This window comes from uncultured Chitinophaga sp. (assembly GCF_937874145.1).
Taxonomy (GTDB): Bacteria; Bacteroidota; Bacteroidia; order Chitinophagales; family Chitinophagaceae; genus Chitinophaga.
Map to the genome: position 1 here is coordinate 1 of NZ_CALNBI010000171.1, position 3,431 is coordinate 3,431.

At 55.8% G+C, this 3,431-nt stretch carries 5 protein-coding genes; 1 reads left to right on the plus strand and 4 read right to left on the minus strand.

Annotation, left to right across the window (positions count from 1 at the left end):
- Positions 1 to 275 (minus strand): hypothetical protein (locus tag Q0510_RS08110; RefSeq protein ID WP_298709918.1); only part of this gene is annotated, 275 nt, incomplete at its 3' end.
- 8 nt (positions 276 to 283) lie between these two features.
- Between Q0510_RS08110 and Q0510_RS08115 the strand changes: the two genes are divergently transcribed.
- Positions 284 to 946 (plus strand): Crp/Fnr family transcriptional regulator, encoded by a 663-nt coding sequence (locus Q0510_RS08115; RefSeq protein ID WP_298709920.1) that lies wholly within the window; start codon positions 284 to 286, stop codon positions 944 to 946.
- Here Q0510_RS08115 and Q0510_RS08120 read toward each other — a convergent pair.
- The 3 genes from Q0510_RS08120 to Q0510_RS08130 all read right to left on the minus strand — a co-directional run.
- Positions 943 to 1,392 (minus strand): OsmC family protein, encoded by a 450-nt coding sequence (locus tag Q0510_RS08120; RefSeq protein ID WP_298709922.1) that lies wholly within the window; start codon positions 1,390 to 1,392, stop codon positions 943 to 945. The two genes, Q0510_RS08115 and Q0510_RS08120, sit on opposite strands and share 4 nt — an antisense overlap.
- A gap of 132 nt (positions 1,393 to 1,524) precedes the next feature.
- The gene (locus tag Q0510_RS08125) at positions 1,525 to 2,013 is read right to left on the minus strand and encodes a protein-disulfide reductase DsbD domain-containing protein (RefSeq protein WP_298709924.1); all 489 of its coding nucleotides are present in this window, start codon (positions 2,011 to 2,013) and stop codon (positions 1,525 to 1,527) included.
- On the minus strand, positions 2,013 to 3,431 hold a 1,419-nt coding region (locus Q0510_RS08130; protein WP_298709926.1), incomplete at its 5' end, for a hypothetical protein. The genes Q0510_RS08130 and Q0510_RS08125, both read right to left, overlap by 1 nt.

A 3,431-nucleotide genomic window follows, 5' to 3' on the forward strand; every position in this document is an offset into this window, starting at 1 on the left:
CCTGGTTCCAGATAAACTTCAACATCATACTTTGAACGAAATTCCTGTATATTTTTCAATTTTCGCCTGCCGGGCCAATAAACCGTAAATTTTCCGGAAAAGGGTGGCGAATTGGCATTTTTCTTAGGTAGATGCCGGCCGCAAACGTTCTTAACCTGAACTTCTTCCGGCGGGTATGTGGCGGCAGGCAGGGAGCGGTGATGGCGGTCATCCCCGGATCTGCGGGAAATCATTGCGGCAGCCGGCGGAATACTTGAATTTGCCCCAAACTTCACCAGCCGACATGTATACTTCCCAACCGGAAATCAGCGATTTGCTCGACAGGAATTTTCCATTGCTCCCCGCGAGCGTGAAAGCACTCATCAGCCAGTCTGCCAGTATTATCACAGCCCAAAAGGGCGAAACGATCACGCGCCAGGGGCAGCTCCTGCGCAACGCGATACTCGTTGCGGAAGGGCACATGAAAGTTTACCGCGAAGGCCCTGAAGGAGAAATTTTCATGTACTATCTCGAAGCCGGGCACGCCTGCGCCATGACGTTCGTGTGCGCGCAGGGCAGCGAATTCAGCGGCGTAATGATCACCGCGCTGGAAGACAGCCGGGTGATTTTACTGCCCCTGGCCGTAATGGACCGCCTTATGCGGGAAAGCCACGAATGGAACCAGTTTGTGGTAACCACCTACCGCGCGCGGTTCGATAACCTGCTGCAGGCTTTCGACGGCGTGGTTTTCAAGAAACTCGACCAGCGCCTGCTGGATTACCTGCACAATCAATCCGCCAGGATCAACAGCCGCACCCTGCAGATCACCCACCAGCAAATCGCCGACGACCTGCACTCCACCCGCGAAGCCATTTCGCGCCTGCTGAAGAGCATGGAGCAGCAGGGGCTCCTGGCCATCAACCGCAACAGCCTGCTGCTGAAAACAGGCATTGCGCGCGCGGATTAAACGGTCGCTTCCCGGTTCGGGAAAACCTTCACGCCATTATACGTAACATCCCAGGTGACGGGCAGTATCTTCTTCAGCATGTCGCTCACGCCGCAAAACTTCTCCTGCGACTGCGTGACCGCGTCCAGCGCCGCTTCCCGCGCGTCCTGCGGGCCTTCAAAAATATAGTCGAGATGGATGGCGGTGTATTGCATCGGGTGGCCCTGCGAAAGTTCGCCGCGTACCTGCACGTCGAAGCTGCCGATTTCCTTTTTGGCTTTGCGGAGCAGGGAGATAACGTCCATCCCGGTGCAGCCGGACAGGGCCGTGAGTACCAGCGGTTTTGGGATCGGGCCATTGTTTTCGCCGCCTACTTTTTCGGGCCCGTCCATCACGATGGTGTGGCCGTTGACGAGAGAATTGAATTGCATTTTGCCCATCCATTGGGAAACGATTTCGTGGTGCATAATCTGTTTGTTTTGTTGATTGTCCCACAAATTTCCGGCAAATGAAACGGGCGTTTGGTAACAAGGATCACACAGTGTTAAAAAGCAAGGCCCGCCTGGTGGGGCGGGCCTTGTTCTATGGTTTCGAAGTAATCAGAATGTCAGCTGCACCGTGGTTTCGTCGGGCGGGAGGCATTGTTTGATGTCGCAGCACTGGAAATACAATCCTGCTTTGATCTTTCCGCCTGCCTTGTCCGTTCGGGCGAACTTCTGCACGAACAGGGCCTGATCTTCATAAATCAGCACGCCGGGGTCGGTCATGGATGGCATCGGTTCCGACTTGATCCAGGCGCCGGCTTTCCGCAGGGATGCGGGCGCTTCCAGGATCGGGTCGAGCTGGATGTACGGCTGGTTATCCGGTACGAAGGCATAGATGTGCCATCCGGGGAGGATCGCCGTTTTCACGACAACGGCCAGGCTGTCGTTGTCCGTTACCAGCATTGCGTTCACGGTAACGGGCCGCGCCTCTTCCGGGGGAGGGCACTTCAGCGCGGCGGCTTCTTTCCGGATCTTCTCATCAAACCTGCTTTGGCAAAACGCGGCGGCAGGCAACAACAGCAGCAAAAACAAAACGCTTCTCATCAGTTATAAGTATTGATTACCCAGCGGAAACCATTCGTTTCGCTGAAGAACAGTTTTTTACGGTGCTTGCCCAGCCAGTTGCTCCAGTCGGCGGCGGTGGTGAACTGCTCGCCGGTGTAGCGCCGGAGAACCCGCAGCGCGAGGTCTTCCTTCTCCTTCTTTTTAAGCATGTTGATGCAGGCATCCAGCAGCTTGAGGCTTTGGTTGGGGATGCCGATCTGCGCTGCGTCTTCGTCGATGGTATAGGAGAAGAACGCGTTCGGGTCGCAATACAGGTAACCGAAATTGGCGTTCATATATGCCTGGAAAGCGTCGGCATCGGTGCCGAACTTATCCGCATATTTGCCCATCATGTTCTTCAGGTAACCCTCCCAGGTAGGGAGCGGCTGTTCGCGTTCCAGATAAGGGTACATTTCGGTCTCGTTGGACGTGAGTGCTTCGCCGGCTGCCTTTTTGGCGTCGATGCGGGCTTTCTCCTTCTTGTTTTGTTCGTTGAACTTCCTGGTTTCTTCCACGGATTGCTCGAAAGATGCCCGGTTGGCGAAGTGAATAATCTCCCGTACGTTTTTGGTAGTCGCCATCCGGTCGTTGTACTTCCGGGCGATGGGCGTTTTGCCGTTGAACTGCTGCATGTAGGCGACGGCGTTGACGAACACCTGCTTACCTTCTTCCGTCATTTTAGCGGGGGAAGCGGCGAACCCCCAGAGGAAGTAATTGCCATGCCTTCCCAGCGCTACCGCGCCCACGTCTTTGGTGCAAACGCCGCTGGAAATAACTTCCGCATCGGGCCCTTCCGTGAAGCGGTCGCCGCGCGATACCATGCCCACGCGGGAATCCCTGCTGGTGAGGTAGCCCTCGTTCTGCACCTTCCACATCGGAATCTGCTTTGCGATCCCTTCACCTGTGGAGTAATGGAAAAGCCCTTCCGGCGCATCCTTCGTTTCCATCGTAGGGGTCACTTTGTTGATGGGGCCCTTGAAAATGGCATGCTTCGTGTTGACGTGGTGCGCGTCCGCATCCAGGCAAAGGCAAAGCCAGTCGAGCTTCAGGCCGATGGCTTCGCCCATCTCCGGCGCGGTGCTGGCGATGAAAACCACGGGTTTGGAGAAGTCGTCCGGCAGGTAAGCGGGCCGCTTATGCTTCTTCAGCCTTGCGGAATCCTGTACCGCCAGCGGATTTGGCCGGAAGTCGAAAATGGTCACATCGAAAGCATTGGAGCTTTCCGGTTTCCAGTCGCGGCAATCGATCGTTGCCACTTCCGTGAAATTCTCTTCCAGCAAAGCTTTAAACGCTGGCATCCGCACCGGGTATTCGGCGGTAAACCCTTCTTTCGTCATGTTGCCGGGCGCCGAACGGCCGATTTCAGGCATGGGCTTCGACGGGTCGTACCCCACGAAGAGCACTTTCAATTGATTTTT

Excerpts from the sequence above, each read along its gene's own strand:
- Q0510_RS08120 (WP_298709922.1), bottom strand. The coding sequence starts at position 1,392 with ATGCACCACGAAATCGTTTCCCAATGGATGGGCAAAATGCAATTCAAT.
- Q0510_RS08115 (WP_298709920.1), top strand. The coding sequence starts at position 284 with ATGTATACTTCCCAACCGGAAATCAGCGATTTGCTCGACAGGAATTTT.
- Q0510_RS08125 (WP_298709924.1), bottom strand. The coding sequence starts at position 2,013 with ATGAGAAGCGTTTTGTTTTTGCTGCTGTTGTTGCCTGCCGCCGCGTTT.